Source organism: Streptomyces sp. MAI_2237 (assembly GCF_054189285.1).
The window spans coordinates 3,109,001-3,133,812 of the sequence record NZ_JAJPGQ010000003.1; the positions used below are offsets into that span (position 1 = coordinate 3,109,001).

20 protein-coding genes and 1 pseudogene are annotated in these 24,812 nt (G+C 72.7%); 11 read left to right on the plus strand and 10 right to left on the minus strand.

Features of this window, described 5'->3' with window-relative positions; translation table 11 throughout:
- Positions 1-50: 50 nt before the first annotated feature.
- The gene (locus LN251_RS24680) at positions 51-1,085 is read right to left on the minus strand and encodes a DUF2637 domain-containing protein (RefSeq protein ID WP_458246293.1); all 1,035 of its coding nucleotides are present in this window, start codon (positions 1,083-1,085) and stop codon (positions 51-53) included.
- A 529-nt stretch (positions 1,086-1,614) separates the two neighbouring features.
- Here LN251_RS24680 and LN251_RS24685 point away from each other — a divergent pair.
- Positions 1,615-2,424: a GntR family transcriptional regulator gene (locus LN251_RS24685; protein ID WP_458246294.1), complete on the plus strand. Its 810-nt coding sequence runs from the start codon at positions 1,615-1,617 to the stop codon at positions 2,422-2,424.
- A gap of 69 nt (positions 2,425-2,493) precedes the next feature.
- Here the strand turns inward: LN251_RS24685 and LN251_RS24690 are convergent, their stop codons facing one another.
- The 3 genes from LN251_RS24690 to LN251_RS24700 all read right to left on the minus strand — a co-directional run bounded on the left by LN251_RS24690 (position 2,494) and on the right by LN251_RS24700 (position 5,702).
- A complete protein-coding gene (locus LN251_RS24690; protein ID WP_458246295.1) occupies positions 2,494-3,000 on the minus strand; it encodes a DUF2231 domain-containing protein in 507 nt (168 codons plus the stop codon).
- A gap of 93 nt (positions 3,001-3,093) precedes the next feature.
- A complete protein-coding gene (locus LN251_RS24695) occupies positions 3,094-3,876 on the minus strand; it encodes a hypothetical protein (protein WP_458246296.1) in 783 nt (260 codons plus the stop codon).
- A gap of 152 nt (positions 3,877-4,028) precedes the next feature.
- Complete coding sequence (locus LN251_RS24700) at positions 4,029-5,702, minus strand: PucR family transcriptional regulator (protein WP_458246297.1); 1,674 nt, start codon at positions 5,700-5,702, stop codon at positions 4,029-4,031.
- Positions 5,703-6,047: 345 nt separating this feature from the next.
- Here LN251_RS24700 and LN251_RS24705 point away from each other — a divergent pair, with 345 nt between their 5' ends.
- The 5 genes from LN251_RS24705 (at position 6,048) to LN251_RS24725 (ending at position 12,738) form a co-directional block, all read left to right on the plus strand.
- Positions 6,048-6,938 carry an FAD binding domain-containing protein gene (locus tag LN251_RS24705; RefSeq protein ID WP_249838563.1) on the plus strand — a complete coding sequence of 297 codons (891 nt, stop codon included), beginning with the start codon at positions 6,048-6,050 and terminating at the stop codon, positions 6,936-6,938.
- Positions 6,938-7,507, plus strand: coding sequence for a (2Fe-2S)-binding protein (locus LN251_RS24710; RefSeq protein ID WP_249838562.1), 570 nt, complete (start codon positions 6,938-6,940; stop codon positions 7,505-7,507). Before LN251_RS24705 ends, LN251_RS24710 begins: the two co-directional genes overlap by 1 nt.
- A gap of 2 nt (positions 7,508-7,509) precedes the next feature.
- Complete coding sequence (locus LN251_RS24715; protein ID WP_458246298.1) at positions 7,510-9,897, plus strand: xanthine dehydrogenase family protein molybdopterin-binding subunit; 2,388 nt, start codon at positions 7,510-7,512, stop codon at positions 9,895-9,897.
- Between the two features lie 170 nt (positions 9,898-10,067).
- Positions 10,068-11,525, plus strand: coding sequence for an NCS2 family permease (locus LN251_RS24720; protein ID WP_458246299.1), 1,458 nt, complete (start codon positions 10,068-10,070; stop codon positions 11,523-11,525).
- Between the two features lie 61 nt (positions 11,526-11,586).
- Positions 11,587-12,738, plus strand: coding sequence for an XdhC family protein (locus LN251_RS24725; RefSeq protein ID WP_458246300.1), 1,152 nt, complete (start codon positions 11,587-11,589; stop codon positions 12,736-12,738).
- Positions 12,739-12,790: 52 nt separating this feature from the next.
- Here LN251_RS24725 and LN251_RS24730 read toward each other — a convergent pair whose 3' ends face one another.
- A complete protein-coding gene (locus tag LN251_RS24730) occupies positions 12,791-13,231 on the minus strand; it encodes an SRPBCC family protein (RefSeq protein WP_058922281.1) in 441 nt (146 codons plus the stop codon).
- A 95-nt stretch (positions 13,232-13,326) separates the two neighbouring features.
- Entirely contained in the window at positions 13,327-14,076 is a 750-nt protein-coding gene (locus tag LN251_RS24735) for a YwiC-like family protein (RefSeq protein WP_458246301.1), read from the minus strand.
- A gap of 174 nt (positions 14,077-14,250) precedes the next feature.
- Here LN251_RS24735 and LN251_RS24740 point away from each other — a divergent pair, with 174 nt between their 5' ends.
- Together LN251_RS24740 and LN251_RS24745 are read left to right on the plus strand one after the other, a co-directional pair.
- Positions 14,251-15,048, plus strand: a complete 798-nt coding sequence (locus LN251_RS24740) for a YqjF family protein (protein ID WP_458246302.1) — start codon at positions 14,251-14,253, stop codon at positions 15,046-15,048.
- Between the two features lie 220 nt (positions 15,049-15,268).
- Complete coding sequence (locus LN251_RS24745) at positions 15,269-16,207, plus strand: MIP/aquaporin family protein (RefSeq protein WP_249838556.1); 939 nt, start codon at positions 15,269-15,271, stop codon at positions 16,205-16,207.
- A 53-nt stretch (positions 16,208-16,260) separates the two neighbouring features.
- On the opposite strand, the gene LN251_RS24750 is transcribed toward LN251_RS24745, so the two are convergent.
- Positions 16,261-17,421, minus strand: a complete 1,161-nt coding sequence (locus LN251_RS24750; protein ID WP_458246303.1) for a magnesium and cobalt transport protein CorA — start codon at positions 17,419-17,421, stop codon at positions 16,261-16,263.
- A 142-nt stretch (positions 17,422-17,563) separates the two neighbouring features.
- Here LN251_RS24750 and LN251_RS24755 point away from each other — a divergent pair.
- The 3 genes and pseudogenes from LN251_RS24755 to dmpI all read left to right on the plus strand — a co-directional run bounded on the left by LN251_RS24755 (position 17,564) and on the right by dmpI (position 19,900).
- Positions 17,564-18,704: pseudogene (locus LN251_RS24755) on the plus strand (winged helix DNA-binding domain-containing protein).
- 53 nt (positions 18,705-18,757) lie between these two features.
- Positions 18,758-19,624, plus strand: coding sequence for a LysR substrate-binding domain-containing protein (locus tag LN251_RS24760; RefSeq protein ID WP_458246304.1), 867 nt, complete (start codon positions 18,758-18,760; stop codon positions 19,622-19,624).
- Positions 19,625-19,717: 93 nt separating this feature from the next.
- A complete protein-coding gene (dmpI, locus tag LN251_RS24765; protein ID WP_058922274.1) occupies positions 19,718-19,900 on the plus strand; it encodes a 4-oxalocrotonate tautomerase DmpI in 183 nt (60 codons plus the stop codon).
- A gap of 95 nt (positions 19,901-19,995) precedes the next feature.
- Here dmpI and LN251_RS24770 read toward each other — a convergent pair whose 3' ends face one another.
- From LN251_RS24770 to LN251_RS24780, 3 genes are all read right to left on the minus strand, one after another.
- Positions 19,996-20,787 (minus strand): S1 family peptidase, encoded by a 792-nt coding sequence (locus LN251_RS24770; RefSeq protein WP_458246305.1) that lies wholly within the window; start codon positions 20,785-20,787, stop codon positions 19,996-19,998.
- 210 nt (positions 20,788-20,997) lie between these two features.
- The gene (locus LN251_RS24775; protein ID WP_458246306.1) at positions 20,998-23,802 is read right to left on the minus strand and encodes an ATP-binding protein; all 2,805 of its coding nucleotides are present in this window, start codon (positions 23,800-23,802) and stop codon (positions 20,998-21,000) included.
- 168 nt (positions 23,803-23,970) lie between these two features.
- Positions 23,971-24,807 (minus strand): response regulator transcription factor, encoded by an 837-nt coding sequence (locus tag LN251_RS24780; protein WP_458246307.1) that lies wholly within the window; start codon positions 24,805-24,807, stop codon positions 23,971-23,973.
- Positions 24,808-24,812: the final 5 nt, after the last annotated feature.

Consider the following 24,812-nt stretch of genomic DNA (forward strand, 5'->3'; position numbering starts at 1 on the left):
GGGAGGGGGCGTGGCCCGCAGGCCACGCCCCCTCCCCATGACGGCCGTCTCTAGCCGAACTGCTGCTCGAGGTCCTTGAGCTTGCGCTCCAGGGAGTCGAGGCGCGGCAGGGCCATTGTGTCGTCCTCCGCGGTGAGGTCGACGGTCACCGGGTCAGAACCGCCCTTGCGGACGGGCTGCAACGAGGGACGCGTGCGTACGGGCAGCGGCTCCGGCGCCGATATGGCAGGCTCCGCGGTGGCCTGGGCGGAGGCCCGCTCCAGGGCCTGCGGCTCGGGCCGGCCACGGCCGACGAACCCGCGGTGGCCGCGGCTGATCGCCTTGAGCTGGGCGCGCTCCAGACGGTCCGCCTCGCGGCGGCGCAGCCGGTTCTCCTCCTTCTGCCGCTTGTCCTCGCGGACCTCGTCGACCGCCTCGTCCAGGCTGCGCACGCCCTCCAGGAGCATGAGCGACCAGGCCCTGTAGGTCTCACGGGGAGCCCGGAGCCAGCGGACGATACGGATCTGCGGCAGCGGACGCGGCACCAGGCCCTGCTCGCGCAGGGCGGCACGGCGGGTCTGCTTCAGTGCGCGGTCGAACAGGACGGCCGCCGACAGGGACATGCCGGAGAAGAACTGCGGCGCGCCCGCGTGGTCGATGCCCCTGGGCGCGTGCACCCAGTTGAACCAGGCCGCGGCGCCCGCGAACGTCCACACCAGTATCCGGGAGCCGAGGGCCGCGTCACCGTGGCTGGCCTCGCGCACCGCGAGCACGGAACAGAACATGGCCGCGCCGTCCAGACCGAACGGCACCAGGTACTCCCAGCCGTCGGTGAGGCCGAGGTTCTGCTGGCCGAAGCCGACCAGGCCGTGGAAGGAGAGCGCGGCGGCGACCGCCGCACAGCAGAACAGCAGCACGTAGGAGGCGGTCGCGTACAGAGCCTCCTTGCGCCTGCGGCGCTCCTCGCTGCGCTCCCACGAGTCGTCCTTCGCGTGCTCCCCGCCGGACCGCTTGCTGCGCGCGAGCACCGCCACCGCCGCCAGCATGCCCAGGAGCAGTACGGCGCCCGGAAGCAGCCAGTTCAGCGATATGTCGGTCAGTCTCATCTAGGGGTCCCTTGCATTGGGATAGGGCGTAACGCCCGCCATAGTGGCCCAATCCCACCGGCCCTCAGGGGGTTTCGGGGCAAGAGGCCGCCAAGGAGGTGCAAGGGGATGCCCAGGGCGGCGTTCTGCTCGAACTGCCGCTTGAGGGGCGGGAGTTGAGTTCGAATAAGACTACCCATACGGATGGTTCTTCGGGAAGTTCCTGCGACAAGTGAGGAAGTTGTGAAGTACCTGTAACCGAAGGGGTGGTCTCGTCGCGGTGATCTTACGGGACCGGCGCGGAGGTTGCGCCTCCGGGGGTCTCAACTGGCCTCCGCTCCCGACGGCTTGACCGGCCGGTGGGCGGCAGGTGGCCCGGCGTGCCCAGCGGGGTCGCGCCCTTCTTGGCCGGACTGGCCGGCAAGGTAAGCCTTGCCTGATTCGGGATGGTCGGGATTTGAACTGACGGCTTGTGCGCTTATGGTGCTTGACGGACGAGTAACAACCCGCCGTAATGACCCCAAGTACCGACACGTCCGGAGGAGGACCCGTGAGGCAGAGCGCGCAGGGCTCGGCACGGACGGGTGTCCCGCGGGCCGGTACGGGCGTGCCCAGGGTGCCGCCGCAGCCGGCCGCGGCCGACGTCGACCGGGAACGGGGCATCGCCGCGGGCGGGGGCACGCGCGGCGAGCACACGCACAGTGAGCAGCCGATCACCGGACCGCGTCCGGTTCAGCGGGCCTCGGTGCGGGGACAGATCCTCTCCGCGCTGCGCACCGCCCTGGTGACCGGCGAGCTGAGGCCCGGCGAGGTGTACTCGGCGCCGGCCCTGGGCGAGCGCTTCGGCGTCTCCGCGACACCGGTGCGCGAGGCGATGCAGCAGCTCGCGCTGGACGGCGCGGTCGAGGTGGTGCCCAACCGCGGCTTCCGGGTGGTGGAGCGCGGCACCCGGGAACTGGCCGAGCTGGCCGAGGTGCGGGCGCTGATCGAGGTGCCGGTGATGCTGCGCCTGGCCCGTACGGTCCCGGTGGAGTGCTGGGCGGAGCTGCGCCCGCTCGCCGAGGCGACGGTCCGCGCCGCGTCCTCGGGCTGCCGGGCGACGTACGGCGAGTCGGACCGCACCTTCCACCGGGCGATGCTGGCCCTGTCCGGCAACGAACAACTCGTCCGCATCGCCGACGACCTGCACCGCCGCGCGCAGTGGCCGCTGGTCGGGGCACCGGCGTCGCGCGGCCGCGCCGACCTCGTGGCCGACGCGGCGGAACACACGGCACTGCTCGACGCCCTGATCGCCCGCGACCTGGACGTGGTGCGGGCGCTGGTGGGCGAGCACTTCGCGGGAGCGGCCCGCCGGCGCTGAACAGCCGTGGGCCGTGCGGGAGTTCCCACCGACCGGAACCCCCGCACGTCCCGTCCGCGAGGCGGGGGGTCAGTCGTCCCCGTCGCCCGATCCCTTGGCGGTCTTCGAGTAGCCGTCGTGCCAGGCGGCCTTCGCGCCGGAGTCACCGATGCGGTACACGTCCACGACCGCCCCGGCCGCCACGACGACCGACAGCACCGCCGCCGCGATCCGCACGACCGACGCCGACCGGTTGCCCGTCTGCTCGGACGACGACGTCCGCCGGGTGGTCCACCACACCGCGGCCGCCAGCACGAACAGGCCCAGGGCCCAGGGCAGCAGCCCGTCGCCGAGTTCCGCGTGCCGCCGTACCAGGGCGTCGCTGCCCACGTGCTCCTCCAGCCACTCGCCGGCGCTCGTGGTCAGCGGCACGCTCGCCAGCGTGACCAGCGCGAGCACCGGCAGGACCACGCCCATGCGGCGCGCGACGGCGGGCCACACGGCGCTCGCCACGACCGCTATCGCGGTCAGTGGCACGAGGACGACGACGAAGTGCACCAAGAGGACATGTGCGGGCAAGCCATTGACGAGGCTCATCGAGAGGCTCCTATGAGGGGGTTGGGCGCGCCACACTGGCACAGCAACCTCTCAGGTTCCTCTCAGTGACCTCTAGGCCAACGAAATCACGCCTCAGGCCGTCGCCGCGTCCGGTGCCGGGGGTGCCAGTTGCCGTGCCAGCCACGTCGGTACGCCGCCCAGCAGCCGGAACAGCCGCCGGGCCTCCTCCCGCAGCCGGGACGCCTCCGGTTCCGTCTCCGCGTCGGCCAGCGACACCAGGGCGGGCGCCGTGCCGACGAGGTAGCCCAGCTCCTCGCGGATGCGCAGCGACTCGGCGAACCCGTGCCGCGCCTCCGCCAGCTCCCCCTCCCGCAGGGCGAGGCCCGCGAGATGGCGCCAGGTGAAGGACAGCAGCAGGGGATCGGAGTGGGCGGTGGCACCGGCGTGCGCACGGCGGTACGCGGCCCGCGCGGCCTGCGGGGAGCCGGTCAGGTTCTCGGCGATCAGCCCGCGCCGGAAGTCCAGCAGCGGCCGCCCGGCCGCCCCGGGCGCGATCAGCGCCGCCGCCCGGCCGAGCGCGGCCCGCGCCTCGTCGGCCCGGTCGCGCACGGAGTGCAGCGTCGCCGCGTACGCCAAGTACCCGCGTTCACAAGCGGCCGCGCCGCGCTCGTCGTCGGTGTGGGCAAGGGCCTCCGCCGTACGGAGCGCGTCCTCGGCCGCCTCCCAGCCCTGCTCCGTGTACAGGCACTTCTCCACGAGGAGCGCCGCTCTCTGCAGCGCGGAGCCGGCGGCGACCGGCTCCAGCAGTGCGGCCGCGTCGACCCAGCAGGCCCGTGAGCGCAGCCGCCATACCGCGGTCTGGAGGGGATCGTCACCTGCGGTCGTTCCGGTACCAGACATGGCGGTATGCGCCACGTTGCCCTCCCCGAGCACGCCATCGAGCCTTGGTTGGTGGCCGCATCTCAGCACGAATCCGGGCGCTCGGCCAAGGGGCTGGGTGAAGGATTTCACAAAGTCGTGGGACCTGGACGGCACTTGGTGCCATTCGAGGCCCCCGCCGAGGACTCTCAGCTCATGCGCAACGCCAGGAAGAAATCGAGCTTGTCCTCCAGCCGGGACAGGTCGCGGCCCGTCAACTGCTCGATCCGCCCGACCCGGTAGCGCAGCGTGTTGACGTGCAGGTGCAGCCGGGTCGCGCACCGGGTCCAGGAGCCGTCGCAGTCCAGGAAGGCCTCCAGGGTGGGGATCAGCTCGGCGCGGTGACGGCGGTCGTAGTCGCGCAGCGGGTCGAGCAGCCGCGCGGTGAACGCGCGCCGCACGTCGTCCGGCACGAAGGGGAGCAGCAGCACGTGCGAGGCCAGCTCCTGGTGGCCCGCCGCGCACACCCGCCCCGGCCGCGCGGCGGCGACCCTGCGCGCGTGCCGCGCCTCCTCCAGCGCCCCGCGCAGGCCCTCCGCGGAGTGCACGGCCGCGCTCACCCCGAGCGTGAGCTGCCCGTCGTCGTCGAGGCCGGCCGACAGCGACTCCCGTACGGACTGCAGGAGCGCCTCGGCGAGGATCCCCGTCTCCGAGCCGTCGTGCTCGGCGGAGACCGCCGGCAGCGGGACGAGGGCCACGGCCTCCTCGCCGGTGTGCGCGACGGCGATCCGGTCCGAGGGCTCCGGGCCCGTCGCCAGCGGGTCGACCAGGATCTCCTCCAGCAGCGCCTGGGCGACCGGTCCGGCCTCGATGCCGGCGTCCTGCCACTCGACGCGGGCCACGACCACCTGCCAGTGCGGGGCGGCCCCGAGACCGGGCAGCAGGACCGGGGCGGCCACCCTGAGGCGGGCGGCGATCTCGGCGGGCGCGGCGCCCGTCTGGACCAGCTCCAGGACCTCCTGGGCGAGGCGGCGCCGGACCGTGCGGGCGGCGTCCCGGCGGTCCCGCTCGACGGAGATCAGCTGGGTGACGCCTTGCAGGAGGTCGAGGCGCTCGGCGGGCCAGTCGCCCGCGTCCGCCTCGACGGCCAGCAGCCAGTCGGACAGGACGGTCTCCCGGACGTCCCGGGCGGCCTGCGGGGTGCGGCCGCTGCTGCGGATCGGGAAGAGCGAGTACGTCGCCTGGCCCACGCTCAGCCGGTGCGGTCCGCGGCGGCCGGTGCGGGTGGCGGCGAGGTGCTCGGCGGCCAGCTCGGCGCAGGCCTCGGCGGGCAGGGCGGGCCCGGCCACCTTGGAGCCCGCGATGAGCCGGCCGGTGGGGGACAGCACCCAGGCTCTGAGGTCCAGGTCGGAGCCGAGCAGGTCGAGGACCACGTCCGGGCCGCCGCCGGCCGGACCGGAGGTCATCATCCGGCGGTGCCGGTCGACGACGGCCGCGAGGTCCCCGGCGCGCTCGCCGCTGACCTGCCGCACCACGTGCTCGGTGATCGTCGCGAACGCCACCGACTCGTGCACGGCGAACAGCGGCAGCCGGTTGCGGGCGCAGGCCAGCACCAAGTCCTCCGGCACGTCCCCGAGCTCCGCCTCACCGGCCGCCAGGGCGGCCACGCCGGCCTGCACGAGGATGCGTACGAAAGGGTCCGAGTCATCCGCGTCGCGCCGCCAGGCCAGCCCCGTGAGCACCAGCTCGCCGCCCGACAGATAGCGGCTCGGGTCCCGGAGGTCGGTGGTCATGACGCCCCGTACGGTGCGGTCCAGCTCGTCCTCGCCACCGAGCAGCCTCAGGCCCAGCGCATCGGTGTCCAGAAGTGCGCGCAGCCGCATTCTCGTCGCCGCCGTTCTATGTCTCGAAATCTACGATGAATCCAGAGGGTGGCCGGAGGGAGAAGTCCGCCGGACGGCGCGGTAGCCGCACCCTTCGGTCGCCGGGCTGTCTCCTGCGTTTCTACAGGAAAACAGGGAGGTAACTGAGTGCCTCCGTTCATACGAATCTACAAGATGCCCGCCCTGGCCAGCCAACTCCTTCATGGTTTCCGTGACTGACCCCCATGGAGTACCGAGCTGTGTACTGACCCCACTCCGCGTGAACTGCATATGGACGAGCCGGTCCCGCCGCACCGGAAGTGGCTCAAATCCGTTCCACCCACGAGACGAAGAAGAGAGCCGGTCATGGACTTCCTTCGCCCCGCCAGCTGGGAGGAGGCGCTCGCCGCGAAGGCCGAGCACCCCACCGCTGTGCCCATTGCGGGCGGCACCGATGTGATGGTCGAGATCAACTTCGACCATCGGCGGCCCGAGTACCTGCTCGACCTGAACCGCGTCGCCGACCTCACCGAGTGGGAGGTCGGCGAGGACACCGTGCGTCTCGGGGCCTCCGTCCCGTACACGAAGATCATGGAGAACCTGCGCGCCGAGCTGCCCGGTCTGGCCCTCGCCTCGCACACCGTGGCCTCCCCGCAGATCCGCAACCGCGGCGGCGTCGGCGGCAACCTCGGCACCGCCTCCCCGGCCGGCGACGCCCACCCCGCCCTGCTCGCGGCCGGCGCCGAGGTCGAGGTCGAGTCGGTGCGCGGCACCCGCCTCATCCCGATCGACGCGTTCTACACCGGTGTGAAGCGCAACGCCCTCGCCGCCGACGAACTCATCAAGAGCGTGCACATCAAGAAGGCCGACGGCCCGCAGCAGTACTCCAAGGTCGGTACGCGCAACGCGATGGTGATCGCCGTGTGCGCCTTCGGTCTCGCCCTGCACCCCGAGACCCGCACCGTCCGCACCGGCATCGGCTCGGCCGCCCCCACCCCGGTCCGGGCGAAGGCCGCGGAGGAGTTCCTGAACGCGGCGCTCGAGGAGGGCGGCTTCTGGGACAACGGAAAGATCATCACCCCGTCGGTCGCCAAGCAGTTCGCGGAGCTGTGCTCCGGCGCCTGCAACCCGATCGACGACGTCCGCGGCACCGCGAGCTACCGCCGCCACGCGGTCGGCGTCATGGCCCGCCGCACGCTGACCTGGACCTGGGAGTCGTACCGCGGCGCCCGCCGCCACACCGAGGGAGCCGCCTGATGCGGGTCAACTTCACCGTCAACGGACGTCCGCAGGAGGCCGACGACGTGTGGGAGGGCGAGTCCCTGCTGTACGTGCTGCGCGAGCGCCTGGGTCTTCCCGGCTCCAAGAACGCCTGCGAGCAGGGCGAGTGCGGCTCCTGCACGGTCCGCCTGGACGGCGTTCCGGTGTGCTCGTGCCTGGTGGCGGCCGGACAGGTCGAGGGCCGGGACGTCGTGACCGTCGAGGGACTCGCGGACTACGCCAAGGCACGGTCGTGCGGCACCTCCTGCGGCACCTCTCTGGACGAGGCCAAGGGCTGGCAGGCCCGGGGCACCGACTCGCAGACCGGCGAGGGCACCGAACTGGCCCCCATCCAGCAGGCGTTCATCGACGCCGGCGCTGTCCAGTGCGGCTTCTGCACCCCGGGCCTGCTGGTCGCCGCCGACGAGATGCTGGAGCACAACCCGAACCCCACCGACGCGGACATCCGCGAGGCGCTGTCGGGCAACCTGTGCCGTTGCACGGGCTACGAGAAGATCATGGACGCGGTCCGCCTGGCGGCCGCCCGGCAGGGAGAGGCGGTCTGACCATGGCTTCCCCCAGCGGAACCCCCACGAAGATCACCCAGGGTTCGCAGACCAAGGGCGGCATCGGCGAGTCCACCCTCCGCCCGGACGGCACCCTCAAGGTCACCGGCGAGTTCGCGTACTCCTCCGACATGTGGCACGAGGACATGCTCTGGGGGCAGATCCTGCGCTCCCCGGTCGCGCACGCCGAGATCGTGTCCATCGACACGGGCGAGGCGCTCGCCACGCCGGGTGTCTACGCCGTCATGACGTACGACGACCTGCCGACCGAGGTGAAGAACTACGGTCTGGAGATCCAGGACACCCCGGTCCTCGCGCACGGCAAGGTGCGGCACCACGGTGAGCCGGTCGCCATCGTCGCGGCCGACCACCCGGAGACCGCGCGCCGCGCCGCCGCCAAGATCAAGGTCGAGTACCGCGAGCTGCCCGTCATCACCGACGAGGCCTCCGCGACCGCGCCCGACGCGATCCTCGTCCACGACAACCGGGACGACCACCACATCGGCCATGTCCCGCACCCCAACATCGTGCACCGCCAGCCGATCGTCCGCGGCGACGTCGAGGCGGCCCGTGCGCGGGCCGACGTGATCGTCGAGGGCGAGTACACCTTCGGCATGCAGGACCAGGCCTTCCTCGGCCCCGAGTCCGGCCTCGCGGTCCCGGAGGAGGACGGCGGCGTCCACCTCTACATCGCCACCCAGTGGCTCCACTCCGACCTGCGCCAGATGGCGCCCGTCCTCGGCCTGCCCGAGGACAAGGTGCGCATGACGCTGGCCGGCGTCGGCGGCGCGTTCGGCGGCCGCGAGGACCTGTCCATGCAGATCCACGCCTGTCTGCTCGCCCTGCGCACCGGCAAGCCCGTCAAGATCGTCTACAACCGCTTCGAGTCCTTCTTCGGGCACGTCCACCGCCACCCGGCCAAGCTGTACTACGAGCACGGGGCGACGAAGGACGGCAAGCTCACGCACATGAAGTGCCGGATCGTGCTGGACGGCGGCGCCTACGCCTCCGCATCCCCGGCCGTCGTCGGCAACGCCTCCTCCCTGTCGGTCGGCCCGTACGTCGTCGACGACGTCGACATCGAGGCCATCGCCCTCTACACCAACAACCCGCCCTGCGGCGCCATGCGCGGCTTCGGCGCGGTCCAGGCGTGCTTCGCCTACGAGGCGCAGATGGACAAGCTGGCGAAGAAGCTCGGCATGGACCCGGTGGAGTTCCGCCGGCTCAACGCCATGGAGCAGGGCACGCTCCTGCCGACCGGGCAGCCGGTCGACTCCCCGGCCCCCGTCGCCGAACTCCTGCGCCGCGTCAAGGCGATGCCCATGCCGCCGGAGCGCCAGTGGGAGTCCAGCGAGGGCGCGGACGTACGGCAGCTGCCCGGCGGCCTGTCCAACACCACCCACGGCGAGGGCGTCGTACGAGGTGTCGGCTACGCGGTCGGCATCAAGAACGTCGGCTTCTCCGAGGGCTTCGACGACTACTCCACCGCCAAGGTCCGCATGGAGGTCGTCGGCGGCGAGCCCGTCGCCACCGTGCACACCGCGATGGCGGAGGTCGGCCAAGGCGGCGTCACCGTCCACGCGCAGATCGCCCGCGCCGAGCTCGGCGTCGCCCAGGTGACCATCCACCCCGCCGACACCCAGGTGGGCTCGGCCGGTTCGACGTCCGCCTCCCGGCAGACCTACGTCACCGGTGGCGCCGTGAAGAACGCCTGCGAGCTGGTGCGCGAGCGGGTGCTGGAGATGGGGCGCCGCAAGTTCGGCACCTACCACCCCGCGTGGGCGACGGCCGAGCTGCTGCTGGAGGGCGGCAAGGTCGTCACCGACGGCGGCGAGGTCCTCGCCGACCTCGTCGACGTCCTGGAGGGCGAGGCCGTCGAGGTCGAGGAGGAGTGGCGGCACCGCCCCACCGAGCCCTTCGACCTGCGCACCGGCCAGGGCAACGGCCATGTCCAGTACTCCTTCGCCGCGCACCGCGCCGTCGTCGAGGTCGACACCGAGCTCGGCCTGGTCAAGGTGATCGAGCTGGCCTGCGCCCAGGACGTCGGCAAGGCGCTCAACCCGCTGTCCGTCGTCGGCCAGATCCAGGGCGGCACCACCCAGGGCCTGGGCGTGGCGGTGATGGAGGAGATCATCGTCGACCCGAAGACGGCGAAGGTCAGGAACCCCTCCTTCACGGACTACCTGATCCCCACGATCCTCGACACGCCGACCATCCCCGTCGACGTGCTCGAACTCGCCGACGACCACGCGCCGTACGGGCTGCGTGGCATCGGCGAGGCTCCCACCCTGTCGTCGACCCCGGCCGTCCTCGCGGCGATCCGGAACGCGACGGGCCTGGAGCTGAACAGGACGCCGGTACGGCCCGAACACCTGACCGGCACGGCGTAGCACATCTCTCCGGGCGGCACGGGAACGTCACATTCCGACGTGCCGCCCGGAGCAACCAGCTCGTTCGTCTCGGGCCGTCCCCCGGGTCGTGCGGCCGCAGCACCTTCCCAAATCCCGCACCACTCACAGCAGTTCGCGGGTGCCCCTTTGAACCTTGGGAGTAGGCCCACATGACCCAGCAGTCACTGGAGCCGCAGACCGTCTCGGAGGACGCGGGCGAAGGAACCCGCGTCCCCGCCGGACGGTCGTGGCTCGACCGGTACTTCCACATATCCCGGAGAGGATCCACCGTTCCGCGCGAGGTCCGCGGCGGCGTCACCACCTTCATGGCGATGGCGTACATCCTCCTGCTCAACCCCCTGATCCTGTCCGGCAAGGACGTGGCGGGGGACACGCTCGACCAGAAGGCCCTGATCACCGCCACCGCGTTCGCGGCGGCCCTCTCCACCCTGCTGATGGGCTTCGTCGGCAAGGTCCCGCTGGCCCTCGCCGCCGGCCTGTCCGTCTCGGGCGTGCTGTCCTCGCAGGTCGCCCCGCAGATGACGTGGCCGCAGGCCATGGGCATGTGCGTGATGTACGGCGTGGTCATCATGCTGCTGGTCGTCACCGGACTGCGCGAGATGATCATGAACGCGATCCCGCTCGCGCTCAAGCACGGCATCACGATGGGCATCGGCCTGTTCATCGCCCTCATCGGCTTCTACAAGGCCGGCTTCGTGCACCAGGGCAAGGCCACCCCGGTCACCCTCGGCCCGGCGGGCGAACTCGCGGGCTGGCCGGTGCTGTTGTTCGCCGGCACCCTGTTGCTGATCTTCATGCTGCAGGCCCGCAACATCCCCGGCGCCATCCTCGTCGGCATCGTCAGCGGCACGATCGTGGCCGCGATCCTCAACGCGGCCGGCGTCGTCGACCCCCGGCAGTGGGCCAACGGCGCCCCCGAACTGCACGGCAGCGCCGTGTCGATGCCCGACTTCTCGCTCATGGGGCACGTCGAGTTCGGCGGCTGGGGCAAGGTCGGCGCGATGACCGTCGGCATGATCGTCTTCACCCTGGTGCTCGCCGGGTTCTTCGACGCGATGGCCACCATCATCGGCGTGGGCACCGAGGCCGAACTGGCCGACGACAAGGGCCGGATGCCGGGGCTGTCGAAGGCGCTGTTCATCGACGGCGCGGGCGGCGCGATCGGCGGGGTGGCCGGCGGCTCCGGGCAGACCGTCTTCATCGAGTCGGCGACCGGCGTCGGCGAGGGCGCCCGTACCGGACTGGCCTCGATGATCACCGGCCTGTTCTTCGCGGCCTGCCTCTTCTTCACCCCGCTGACGGCGATCGTCCCGCAGGAGGTCGCGTCCGCCGCCCTGGTGGTCATCGGCTCGATGATGCTGATGAACGCCCGGCACGTGGACTGGGCCGACCGCGCGACCGCGATCCCGGTCTTCCTGACCGTCGTCGTCATGCCGTTCACCTACAGCATCACCGCCGGTGTCGCCGCGGGCGTCATCTCCTACACCGCCATCAAGGCCGCCCAGGGCAAGGCCCGCGAGATCGGCGCCTTCATGTGGGGCCTGACGGCGATCTTCCTGGTGTACTTCGCGCTGAACCCGATCGAGAGCTGGATGGGCGTGCACTAGGCGCCCGAGGAAACCCGCTCTCGTCCACGCCCTCCACTCACCCCCTGAAGGAGACCGACAGATGCTGGACATCGCCGACGAGCTGAACCGGTGGGTCGAGCAGGGCCGCGACTTCGCCGTGGCCACCGTGGTGGCCGTCGGCGGCAGCGCCCCGCGCCAGCCGGGTGCCGCCCTCGCGGTGGACGGCGACGGCACGGCGATCGGCTCGGTCTCCGGCGGTTGCGTGGAGGGCGCCGTCTACGAGCTGTGCCGGCAGGCTCTGGACGACGGGGAAACCGTCCTGGAGCGCTTCGGATACAGCGACGAGGACGCCTTCGCCGTGGGCCTGACCTGCGGCGGCATCATCGACGTCCTCGTCAGCCCGGTGCGGGCCGGCGATCCCGGCCGCCCGGCGACCGCGTCCGCGCTGGCCGCCGCCGCGAGGGGGGAGGCGGCGGCGCTGGCGCGGATCGTGTCCGGGCCGCCCGAGCTGCTGGGCCGCGCCCTGGTGGTGCGGCCCGACGGCTCCCACGACGGCGGTCTCGGCGCCCATCCGGAGCTGGACCGTACGGTCGTGGGCGAGACGACGGCCTTCCTGGACGCCGGCCGGACCGGCACCCTGGAGATCGGAGAGCAGGGCTCTCGTTGCGGAGCACCGCTCACGATCCTCGTGGAGTCCTCCGTCCCCCCGCCCCGGATGATCGTCTTCGGTGCCATCGACTTCGCGTCGGCGCTGGTCCGCGTCGGCAAGTTCCTGAACTACCGCGTGACCGTGTGCGACGCCCGCCCGGTGTTCGCCACCCGCGCCCGCTTCCCGGAGGCCGACGAGATCGTCGTCGAGTGGCCCCACCGGTACCTTGAGCGCACGCGGGTCGACGGCCGTACCGTCCTGTGCGTGCTGACCCACGACGCCAAGTTCGACGTCCCCCTGCTGCAACTCGCGCTGCGCCTGCCGGTGGCCTACGTCGGCGCGATGGGCTCTCGCCGCACCCACCTCGACCGCAACGAGCGGCTGCGCGAGGTCGGCGTCACCGAGCTGGAGCTGGCCCGGCTGCGGTCGCCGATCGGCCTCGACCTCGGCGCCCGCACCCCGGAGGAGACGGCCCTGTCGATCGCCTCCGAGATCGTCGCCGAACGGCGCGGCGGCAGCGGCGTGTCCCTGACCGGCGCGCACACCCCGATCCACCACGACCCGACCGCGGCACCCACGCGCCGGATCGGCTCGGTGGCCTGAACTGCCGCACCCCACACGGCCGTCGGGGCCGTCAGCGCATCCTGCGCGGCCGTCACCGCATCCGCAGCAGCCGGTTCGCCGCCCGCCCGAACATCAGCCGCGCCGACTGTTCCAGCAACGGGTCGAAGAGGCCCGGCAGGAACCGGACCGCCAGTTCCTCCCGCCACACCACCCGGGCCCGCCCGCCAGGCCCCGGCCACACCTCGATCTCCGCCCAGCCCCGCACCACCCGGCCGCGCTTCTCCAGGCGGCAGATGCCCGGCTCCTCGTCGGTCGGCGGACGCCACACGGTGACCTCCATCCGGTCGTCGAAGGCGAGCGGGCCGAGCCCCGAGCGGGCCACGAAGACCGTGCCCTCACCCGTCGGTGCCGGCGTGAGCACCGAGACCCGGGTCAGCGGGACCACCTCGCCGTGCCGGGGCCAGTCGGTGAGGCGGCGCCAGGCCTCGGGCGGGGAGAGCGGCGCCGTGCGTTCGAGCAGGAAGTTGACCACGTGCCGATCGTAGGGAATCCGGGCTGCTCACAGCGCACTTGGTGGGCGCGTCACGCACTTGGCCCAGCGCGCGGGCCACGAGGAGTCGTGGACGCTCAGCCGTACACCGGCACGAGCACCCCCACCAGCAGCAGCGACAGGGCGACCTCGATCGCTCCGACCACCGGCACCGGCACCCGGCCCAGCGCCGGCACGACCAGGGTCCGCAGCAGACAGAGCGCGAAGAAGGCGGCGACCCAGGGGGACAGGAAGCACGCCACGACCAGCGCCCCCACGTGGTACGCCCGCGAGGCCCGCAGGTACGTGCGGCTGTCGCGCTCGCGGATCATGGTCTTGACGTGGAACACCGTCCCGGCGAAGTAGAGCAGGCAGACCAGGGCCGGCCGCCAGGCCTGCCCCGCCGTGCCGCCGCCGAGCAGCACGGCCACCGGCAGCATCCCGCAGGCCGGCACCACCGCGGCCAGTCCGTTGACCAGGGCCCGCTCCCGGTTGTGCCGGGCGTACCAGCAGTTGACGGCCAGGAACGGCAGCGCGCAGGCCGCGGCGAGGAGCAGCCAGGACGCGTGCACAAGGAGCGCCACGGCGAGCGGCAGCAGGGCGGCGGCGAAGGTCAGGGCAGGCCGGATGTGCCGTGCGGCGGCTTTCGGATTGCGCGAGAGGCGGTCGAGCCGCAGCCACTGCTGGAGATGGTACGCGGCGAGGTAGCCGAGCAGCCACGCGGGCAGCAGGACGGCGTCCCAGGGCGTCGGCGTGGCGATCAGCATGCCCGCGAGGAACGGCGACACCAGCATCGCCCAGGCGCCGTGCTGCTGCGGAAGCCAGCGCCGTACGGCACGAGAAGCCATGCTGTCCATCCCCTTCCCGGCCGTACGGACGTGGCTCCCTCAGCCTGTCACCGCGCGGCGGCGGCACCCGGGTGCGTTGGTCCCCTTCCGCCGGGACCAAGGTCCTTCTCGCCCCCCGTCCGGACAAGACGGGGGCCCGGAGAGGCGTCCGGGGCGCCCGGGCATACTGGCGCGATGCCGTCCGTCCGAGAGCCCCGGTCACCGGGCCCCGTCCCGCCGGAACCCGTCACCGCGGACGCGCCGGGCGAGATACCGCGTCCCCTGCTCACCCAGTCCTGGCTCGACCTGACCTTCCTGCACTGGGCCGCCGACCCGGCCGACGTCGCCGGACTCCTGCCTCCGGGCACGGTCCCCGACACCCTGGACGGGGTCACCTACGTCGGCCTGGTCGCGTTCCGGATGCACCGCGTGGGCTGGCTGCACCTGCCCGGCGTCCCCTACCTGGGCACCTTCCCGGAGACCAACGTCCGGCTGTACTCGGTGGACCGGCACGGGCGGCGCGGGGTGGTGTTCCGCTCGCTCGACGCCTCCCGGCTGATCCCGGTGGCGGTGGGACGGCTCGGCTTCCGGATGCCGTACCTGTGGTCCCGCATGGCCGTGCGGAGGACGGCGGGCCCGGACGGCGACACCGTCACCTACACCAGCTCCCGCCGCCTGCCGGGCCCGCGCGGCGCGCACAGCCGGATCACCGTACGGGTGGGCGAGCACATCGCCCGGCCGACGGAGCTGGAGCACTTCCTGACCGCCCGCTGGGGCATGCACGCGGCGTTCTTCGGCCGGCCGACGTACCTGCGCAACGCGCACCCCCGCTGGACCCTGCACCGGGCCGAGCTGCTCGAGTGCGAGGAGGACCTGGTGGCCGCCGCCGGTCTTCCCGCGCCGGTGGGCGAGCCGGTGAGCGTCCTGTACTCCCCGGGCGTCCCGGCCCGCTTCGGCCGCCTGTCCCGCCCCGCCGGCATCCCCACGCCCTAGGCGTCCTGCCCCGTCGGCAACCCCACGGCCCAGGCCCGCTGCCCCGGAAATCCGGGCGGACGGCGGCCCCGCATCCGCTGACCAGCTCTTGGACAGTGCCGATATCCATTACCCCCGGGATACGGCCTTGTGTACGAATTGGTGCACTCTGCCTGGCGGTGGGCGAGGCTCCGGCGGACGATGGTGGTGCTGACCGGAACCAATCTCCAAGGGGGCCGACATGGCTGTGGAAATCCCTCCCCTGGTGAAACCCTCCAGGCTCAGAAGTCGCGGGGGCCTGCTGGGCGAATGCCTATCGGAGTTCCTCGGGACGTTCGTCCTCATCTCCTTCGGATGCGGTGTGGTCGCCATGGCGGTCGCGGCACTGCCCGGATCCGGCCGAACCTCGGGACCCACCACGATCTTCGTCGGGGTGGGGGACTGGCTCCTCATCACCTGGGGCTGGGCCATGGCGGTCGTCTTCGGCATCTACGTCGCCGGCGGCGTCAGCGGCGCCCACCTCAACCCGGCCGTGACCCTGGCCTTCGCGGTGCGCCGCAAGTTCGCCTGGGCCAAGGTCCTGCCCTACTGGGGGTCCCAGCTCGTCGGGGCGTTCACCGGGGCGGCGCTGGTCTACGGCGTCTACCACAACGCGATCGGCGCCTTCGACGGCGCCATGAAGGGCCCGAAGACCAACGGCCACACACTGGCCTCGTTCTCGATCTTCGGCACGTTCCCGGCGCCGTACTTCCACGGCGGGATCTGGGGGCCACTCATCGACCAGATCGTCGGTACCGCCTTCCTGGTGATGCTGGTCGTCGCCCTGATCGATATGCGCAACACGGCGGTGCAGGCGAACCTCGGACCACTGCTGATCGGCTTCGTGGTGGCCGCCATCGGCATGTCCTTCGGCGCGAACGCGGGGTACGCCATCAACCCGGCCCGTGACTTCGGCCCCCGCCTGTTCACCTGGATCGCGGGATGGAAGGAGCTGGCTTTGCCGGGTTCCTTGTCGGGTGCCTTCAGCGCCTATTGGTGGATCCCGATCGTCGGGCCGCTGATCGGCGGCGTCATCGGTGTGCTGGTCTACGACCTGTTCATCGGGGACGTCCTGAACGTGCGCGACAAGATGGGCGAACTGCCCGAGCCGGGCCGGACGCGTCCGGTGGTGGAGGAGTAGACCGGAGGACACGCGGTCGGGCACCGCGCTTCCCGAGCCCGGCGCCCGACCGCCTAGAGCCAGTCCCGGCGCTTGAAGATCACGTACAGGCCGCCGCAGATGACCCCCATCAGCCCGATGGCGAAGGGATATCCGAAGCTCCAGCTCAGCTCGGGCATGTGGCGGAAGTTCATGCCGTAGATGGTGCCGACGAGGGTGGGCGCGAACAGGATCGCCGCCCACGAGGAGATGCGCTTGATCTCCTCGTTCTGCTCGAACCCCGCCTCCGCCAGGGCCCGCATCTCCGCGTTCTGCTGCTGGGTCACCAAGGTCGCGTTGACGGTGAGGATCTCGGTGAGGGCCTGCCGGAAACCGTCGACCCGCTCGCTCGTGTGGGTGACGTGGTCGGCGACGTCCCGCAGATAGCGCTGGAGCTCCTCGTCGGTCTCGTACTTGGCGAAGCCCGCCATCAGACCGTGCAGCATGCCCACCAGGGGACGGGTGGCGCGCTGGAACTCGACCATCTCCCGGGAGAGTTCGTAGATCCGGCGGGAGACCTCGGGATCGCCGCGGAAGACCTCGGTCTCGATCTCGTCGACGTCGTTCTGCACACCGGCGACCACTGGGGCGTACCCGTCGACCACCGCGTCGAGTATGGCGTACAGGACCGCTTCCGGTCCGAGCCGCAGCAGCTCCGGCGACTGCTCCATGCGGTGGCGCACCGCGGACAGGTCGGGGGCCGCGCCGTGCCGCACCGTGATCACGAAGTCGGGGCCGACGAAGACGTGCAGCTCGCCGAAGTCGACCTCCTCGGGGGCGTCCAGATAGCGGGCCGCCCGCAGCACGACGAACAGCGTGTCGCCGTAGCGTTCCAGTTTCGGCCGCTGGTGGGCCTCCATCGCGTCCTCGACCGACAGCGGATGGAGGTCGAACTCGGCAGCCAGGGAGAGCAGTTCGCTCTCGGTGGGGCGGGCCAGACCGATCCAGGCCATCCCGGACCGCGCCTCGCGCAGCTCCCGGAACGTTTCGGCGAGGGTGGCCGGCGAGGAGACGCGGACGCCGTCGCGGTACAGGGCCGCCTGGACGACGCTGGCGACCTCGGCCGTCTCCGGGGTCGCGGACGCGGACGAGGGGGCTGCGGTCTCGGCGGGCGGGGGCTGCGGAGTCGTCAGGGCGCGGCGCAAGACGGACTTCACGGAGTTCCTGGGGGCCGGACGGGCGCGTCGCTCGGACATGCGGCTGCCTCCCGGGTCGAACTGCGGCTGCGTGATCCCGGGCAGGATATACGGGGCAAACGACGCCCGGGTGGCGGACGCCCCCGGATTCGGTGAGCGTCGCGGACAGATCCTGTCCGCAAGCCGGACTAGCGTGCCCGACATGACCAGGACAACCCCCGCCCGCACGCGGCGCGCCCCGAGGGCGAGCGCCGCCGATGCCCCCGTGCTCGGTCCCCGCGCCCTGAACCGTGCGACCCTCGACCGGCAGCTGCTCCTGCGCCGGGCCCCGCTGACCGTGGCGGCCGCCGTCGGCCATCTCCTGGGGCTCCAGGCGCAGAACGTGAAACCGCCGTACTACGCGCTCGCCGCTCGCCTCGACGGCTTCGCTCCCGAGCACCTCTCGGAGCCGATGGCCGCCCGCGAGATCGTCCGTATCGTCACGATGCGCTCGACCATCCACACCCACACCGCCGACGACTGCCTCACCCTGCGCCCGCTGGTGCAGCCCGCCCGTGACCGCGAACTCACCCAGTTCCGCAAGGGCCTCGTGGGCGTGGACCTCGGCCGCCTCGCCGCGCTGGCCCGCGACCTCGTCGAGGCCGCGCCCCGCACCATGAAGGAGCTGCGCGAGGCGCTGGCCGCCGAGTGGCCCGAGGCCGACCCGCAGGCCCTCGGCGTCGCCGCCCGCTGCGCACTGCCCCTCGTCCAGGTCACCCCGCGGGGCCTGTGGGGCAGCAGCGGGCAGGTCGCCCTCACCACCGCCGAGCACTGGCTGGGCCGTCCCGCCGGGGAGGCGCCCGCGCCCGACGCCGTGATCCGGCGCTACCTCGCCGCCTTCGGCCCCGCCTCCGTCAAGGACATGCAGACCTGGGCCGGCCTGACCCGGCTGCGGGACGCCTTCGAACGGCTCCGCCCCGAGCTGCTCACCTTCCGCGACGCCGCCGGCACCGAGCTTTTCGACCTGCCCGACGCCCCGCGCCCCGACCCCGACACCCCGGCCCCTCCCCGGTTCCTGCCCGAGTTCGACAACCTGCTCCTCTCGCACGCCGACCGCACCCGCGTCGTACCGCCCGAGTACCGGGGCCGCAGCTGGGTCGGCAACACGGCCCACCGCACCTTCCTCGTCGACGGCTTCCTCGCCGGGGTGTGGAAGCCGGAGCGGGACGCCCTCGTGATCGAGCCCTTCGGCCGGCTCACCAGGGCCCAGCGGGCGGACCTGGCCGACGAGGCCCGCGCGGATGCTGGCGACCCTGCACCCGGCAACGCCGTACGACATCCGCTTCGACACGGTGATCCGGTAGCCCTCCGTCCGCTCGGGGGAACAAGGCCCCGCCGTCCCCTCTAGAGTCGGGCCATGGAACTGCGGCAGCTCACCTACTTCGTCACCGTCGCCGAGGAGCTGCACTTCGGGCGGGCGGCCGAGCGGCTGCACATCGTGCAGTCCGCGGTGAGCATGCAGATACAGCGCCTGGAGCGGGAGCTGGGCGCCGAGCTGTTCGACCGCACTCCGCGCCGGGTGCGGCTGACGGCGGCGGGGGAGCGGCTGCTGCCCAGGGCACGGGAGGTGCTGGCCGCCGCGGACCGGGCCCGCGGGGCCGTCGCCCCGCCTCCGGGGCTCAGGATCGGCACCAGTACGGGCATGGGCGCCCACCTGGACCGGGTGCTCGCCGCGTTCGCCCGCCACGCGCCGCAGGTACCGGTGGAGCTGTTCTCGCTCCCGGCCACCGAGCGACTGGCCCGGGTCGCCGGAGGGCAGTTGCACGCCGCGTTCGTACGGTCCGTCGACCCCGTCCCCGGCGTCCGCGTGCTGCCGCTGTGGCCCGACCCCCTGGTGGCGGCCCTGCCCGCCTCCCATCCGCTCGCCGGCCGGACGGAGATCGACCTCGGGGAACTCGCCGAGCTGCCGCTGAGCCTGACGGAGCGGCGCAACAACCCCGCCCTGGTCGACCTGGTCGTCGGCGCCTGCCACGAGGCCGGCTTCCAGCCGCTGCCCGGCCCGGCGAACGGCTCCCTCCAGGACACCCTCGCCACCATCGGCAGCCGCCCCGGCTGGACGGTCGTCTACGCCTCCCACGCCCGCGTGCTGCACAGCCCGCGGGTGGCCTTCGTCCCTTTCCGCGCCCCGGGCCTTGCCCTGTCGACGGGCCTGGCCGTGCCCGTCTCCTCGCCCGTCCCGCACCTGGACACCCTGCTCCTGGCCTGCGGCGATCACGAGAGCTGATCGCTGCGTTCGCCATGTGGCCCTTGGTCGCGAAGGCCCGGCGCGATGGACTGGACCCACCCGAAGGAACACGCACCACAAGGGAGTTCAGTCATGCCGATCGTCACCGTCCAGCAGGGCCCGCGCGACCCCGAGCTCAAGCGGGAGCTCGTCCGGCGCGTCACCGACGCCTTCGTCGACGCCTACCGGATCCCGCCGGAGACCGTTCAGGTCTGGATCCACGAGGTCCCGGCGGACAGCTGGGGCGCCGCGGGCACGCTCACCGCGGACAAGTAGCGCGCCCATGGATAGGGGGCGCTGCGAGCTGCTCGTGGTAGCTCGCAACGCCCCCTGGTCACTCACCTGAGGGGTGCTCAGGAGATCTTCTGGGGCTAGGAGTTCACCTGCGCCGTCACCAGGCTGGAGAAGGTGGTCAGCCGGGTGTAGACACCCGGGTAACCCGCCTCGGCGCAGCCGTTGCCCCAAGAAGTGATCCCTGCCAGGACGCCCCCGATGAGCAGGGGACCGCCGCTGTCGCCCTGGCAGGTGTCTGTGCCGCCGGAGGTGTATCCGGCGCAAACCATGTCGGACTGCACGAAGTCCGAACCGTAGGAGCTCTTGCAGCCGGCGTCGGACACGACCGGGACGGTCGCGGTCCGCAGCTGGTTGGACGAGCTGCCGTTCTCCGACGTGGTGCCCCAGCCGAGGATCCGGGCGGTGGTGCCGGCCGCGTACACCGAGGTGTCGGAGGAGGAGACGTACTTCGCCGTGGTGTACGGCATCGACGTCGAAAGCGTGAGGACGGCGACGTCGTCGCCGTTGGTGGCGTCCGTGTAGGACGGGTTGATCCAGATCTTGCTGACCCGGCTGACCGTGCCGTTGGTACCGCTCAGGTAGGTGCGGCCGCCGACGACCCGGACGCTGCTCGTGGTCTCGCCGACCATGCAGTGCGCCGCGGTGACCACCTTGGTCGCGGACACCAGGGTGCCGCCGCAGAACTGGTTCTGCGAGGCGTCCGTGATCTGCATCATGAACGGGTAGGCGGTCGTCGTGGTCGTGGTACCGCCGACGATGGGCTGGGGGGCGGCGACAGCGGTGGGGGCGCTGATCAGTGCCGTCGTTGCGGCCGCAGCGGCCGCCGCCACCACGGCGGCGGTCTTTCTTGCGCGGTCGATCCCGAACATGAGTCTCCTCAGTGGGCGTTGCCGGTGGGGTTCGCGCGGGTGCTGTGGGGGGTGCTGCACGGGGGTCGCGGGACCGACCCCCGTATGCCCGGGCGAGCGGCACGTCCCAAAAACTAGGACCCGGCGCACCCTCGTCCCAATGAGGGAACCCCCTAGCGGGAGTTGGGCAGGGAAAACCCTCGGTCGCCGCTCAGTAAACCGGGACGAACCTCACTTCGTACGGCGCCCCGCCGCCAGTCGGACGATATCCACCCGGGAGCGGATGCCGAGCTTGCGATAGACCCTGGTGAGGGTGGCCTCGACCGTCTTGACGCTGATGAACAGACGCGCGGCGATCTCGCGGTTGGTCGCGCCCTCCATGACGAGCGCGGCGACCTGACGCTCCATCGAGGCGAGGCCCTCCAGGCCCTCTGACGCGGGAGCGGGCGGATTCGGTTCCCCCCGGCCCGCGACCGCCGCCGCCTCGGCCTGGCGCAGCCACGGCAGCGCCCGGCAGCGGCGGAAGAGCCGGGCCGCCTCGTCGTACGACGTCGGGCCGGGCCGGCCCCGGTGCAGGCCGGCGAGCGCGAACGCGGCGCGGGCCTCCTCCAGGCCGTAGCCCAGCCGGGCCAGCCGGTCCTGAGCCGACGTCAGCTGGGCGACGGCGGCCTCCTGGTCGCCTCGCGCGGCACGCACCAGCGCCTCGGCCCGGTCCAGCACGGCGAGCATGCTCTCGCGGCCCAGCCGCAGCGCGTGCGCGCGGGTCTCGTCGACGACCCGCTGCGCCTCGTCGAGCTCCCCGATGCGCACGAGGGCCTCGGCGAGGTCACCGTGCCAGCGGCCGCGGGCCGGGTCGGTGATGCCGAAACCGTTCTCCAACTCCCGCACCCGGCGCAGGGAGGCCACCGCCCCCTCCGCGTCGCCCGCCACCAGCTGGGCCTGTCCGAGCGCGGTCAGACCCCGCGAGATGTACATCTGGTCCCCGGCCTGCTCGGCGAGTTCCACCGCCTCCCGCCCCAGCTCCAGCGCCCGCTGCACGTCCCCGCCGGCGGCCTCCGCGAGGGAGGCGAGCACGGCGGAGGGCATCTCGCCGATCCCGGAGTCGCGGGCCAGCCGCATGCTCTCGCGGGCCAGGTCGAGGGCCCGCCCGCAGTTCCCGGAGCGCAGTTCGGTGTCGGCGAGCAGGCGCACGAAGTGCACCTCACTCTCGACCATGCCGCGCCGGCGCACCTCGCGCAGCAGCCCGCTGACGGTGGCCCGGGCGTCGGGCAGCTCGTCGCTCATGATCAGCCAGCGGTAGCGGGCCATGCCGGCGCCGTTGTGATGGCAGGTCACCTGCGGGTCCTGCGGCTCCATCAGGGCACGCTTGATGGTCTCGGGGGCGGCCGGGTGGCCCATCAGGGCCTCGGTCTGCGCCTGGAAGGACAGCGCGAGGAGCTCGGTGCGCCGGTCGCCGGCCCGGGCCGCCAGCTCCGCAGCGTGCGCGGCCTCCTCGCGGCCCTTGGCGAAGTCGCCCTCGACCACCAGGCCCCGCCAGGCCAGCTGGTAGTGGACCAGGGCGAGCAGCCGGGGGTCGTCGCCGGCGTCGGCGAGCACCTGCGGGTAGACGGTGTCGACCTCGCCGAGCGCCTGCCCCGCCGCCTCGATGACCACCATCCAGGCCCGCACCCGGTCCTCGGGCGAGGTGGCGCGGGTCAGCACCTCGCGGGCGATGTCCCGGGCGAGGTCCACCTCGCCCGCGGTGATCGCGTCCTCGGCGGCCTGCAGCCGGCGCTGGTCCGGTGCGGGCTCGTCGTCGGCCGGGGTGTGCAGGGCGGCGAGCAGGCCCAGCGAGGCGGCCGCCGACGGGGCGCCGCGGTCCCGGGCCAGGGCGGCGGCCTCGGCGAGCCGGGCCGCGGCCTCCGGGTCGGTGCCGGTGGTCGCCAGCGCCAGGTGCCGGGCCCGCTCGATCGGGTCTGAGGCCGCCGTGGACAACGCCGCGTGCACCGCGCGCCGCTCCTGCGCGGGGGCCTCCGCGTACAGCGCGGCCGAGATCAGCGGGTGCGCGAAGCGGACGGCGGGGCCCTCCGGGTCCGTCGCCAGCAGGCCCAGCTCGGCGGCCCGGGCGGTCTCGGCCTCGGCGTTCTCGCGGCCGGCCGCGTGCAGCAGGGCCAGGGTCGGGCGGGCGCCGGCGCTGGCGACGAGGAGGGTGCGGCGGGCCTCGTCGGACAGGGCCTCCAGGCGGTTGAGGACGAGGGTGCGCAGCGAGGTCGGCACCGGCAGGGGCTCACCGGGCCGGGGCGGTGTCGGGTTCTCGGCCAGGGCGCGGCCCAGTTCGAGCGCGAAGAGGGGGTTGCCGCCGCTGGTGCGGTGGATGTCGCGGACCGTGGAGCGGGGCAGGCCGGTGTAGCCGCGGTGGTCCAGCAGCGCGGAGACCTGGGCGCGGGAGAGCGCGCCGAGCCGGACGGCGAGGGTGTCCGGCGGCGAGGAGCGCAGATGGCGGTCGTACTCCTGGCCCTCCGTGCGCACCGCGCTCAGCAGCTGGACGCGGGTGCCGCCGAGGCGGCGGGCGGCGAAGCCGAGGAGTTCGGCGCTCGCGGAGTCCAGCCACTGCAGGTCGTCGGCGACGACCAGGACGGGGCCGTCGGCGGCCAGGGCGCGCAGGGCGGAGAGCACCGCCAGGCGCAGGGCGAGGCCGTCGCGCTGGAGGGTGGACTCGCCGCCGCCGAGCGCCGATTCCAGGGCCGTGCGCTGGGCCGCGGGCAGCTTGTCGGACACGTCGTCGAGGACCAGGCCGAGGAGGTCGGCCAGGGCCAGGAACGGGAGATGGGATTCGGACTCGGTCGCCGAGCAGCGCAACACGGTGCCGGCCGATGTCCCATATTCGGATGCCAATGCCCGCAGGACGGTGGACTTTCCTATTCCGGCGGGGCCGTGGAGCAGTACGCTGCCGCCGCGCGCGAGCTGCTCCCGCGCCGCGGCGACCAGCTCGTCCCGGCCGATGACCAGGTCGGGGCGGCCTCTGGCAGGCTCCTTGAAGTCCCGTCGCACGGTCACCGCTCCCCTCCGTGTGTCGTGTCCGAGCCAAATTCTAGGCAACGACTGATTGGAATTCGGACGGACGAGGTGGTGAGGGATATAACAATGGCGCAGCAGAGCGAAATTCAAGGCGCCCTCGAATGAATAGCCGACCCGCTCGGGGCGCCCCGGTCCGCCGGACGGACCCTACGGCAACAGCCCCGCCCGGCGCGCCGCGGCGACCGCCTCACCCCGCGTGTGCGCGCCCAGTTTGCGCATCGCCGACCGCAGATAGCTCTTGACCGTCTCCGGCCTCAGCCCCAGCCGCTCCGACGCGCCGGCGTTCGTCGCCCCGGCCGCCAGACAGGTCAGCACGTCCAGCTCGCGCGGTGCCAGGCGCACCTCGCTCCGGGCGGGCTCCGGGGTCAGCAGCCTGCAGGCGTCGAGGAGGTCGGCCCGCAGCACAGGGTCCGCGATCCGCGGCGCCAGCGCCCGCAGGACCGCGTGCGCCTCCCGCACCTGCTCCCACACGGCGCCCGGCGCCCGCTCCCGCACCGGTTCACTGCCGGCGGCCGCCGCGAGCAGCCCCCTGACCTCGTCGCGCACGACCAGCGCCTGCTCCACGTCCCGCGCCGCCTCCATCGCCGCGCCCAGCGTGCGGTCGCCGAGCGGCTCGGCGGTGCGCAGGGCGCCGTAGAGCACACCGCGCACCCGGCGACGTACCACCACCGGCACCGCCAGGATCGAGCGCAGCCCCTCGGTGGCGACCGGGATGTCGTACTCGTGGCTGATCTGCTTCGCCGAGGAGTAGTCGGTCACCGCGCACGGCCGCGCGAGCGCGACCGCCCGGCCGCCGAGGCCGTTGCCCGAGGTCACCGGGAGCCCGCTGAGCGCGGCCGTGCTGTTGCCGCTCAGTTCGCTGATGCGCACCCGCCGACGGCCCGGCTCCACCAGGCCCCCGAAGGCGACCGGCAGTCCGGTCGCGCGCCGCAGTCGTACCAGCGCGTTGCGTATCTCGACCGCCCCGGCCGCGTCTGCTGTCACCTGCT